Annotated in this window: 1 protein-coding gene; it reads right to left on the bottom strand. The window is 43.3% G+C overall.

Annotated elements, in window-relative coordinates; translation table 11 throughout:
* Positions 1 to 254, bottom strand: a 254-nt coding sequence (locus NF418_RS10490; RefSeq protein WP_256779556.1) for a thrombospondin type 3 repeat-containing protein, incomplete at both ends; no start/stop codon positions are given.

The raw sequence follows: 254 nt of genomic DNA, 5'->3' as shown, positions 1-254 counted from the left end.
ATTTCCTTACCAGCAACGACTGTTGAACCGTCAGCTGTTACAGTTGTTTCCTTAGCTGTCTTAGGATTATTGTCTTGCTCATCTGGGATACCGTCGTTGTCATCATCTGTGTCCGTCACATCTGGTTTACCATCGCCATCTGTATCACGTTGGATAGTGACTGGAACATTAACAACTTTCTCAACACCGTCTGTTGTTACAGTTACTGGAATGTTAACTGTACGAGCTTCCTCGTCGTCTTTCCAATCTGTAAT

It is taken from the genome of Streptococcus suis, from assembly GCF_024509555.1.
In the GTDB taxonomy this organism is placed as follows: domain Bacteria; phylum Bacillota; class Bacilli; order Lactobacillales; family Streptococcaceae; genus Streptococcus; species Streptococcus suis_AD.
The sequence above is the reverse complement of the archived record's forward strand: the minus strand, read 5'-3'. Positions and strand labels throughout refer to the sequence as shown.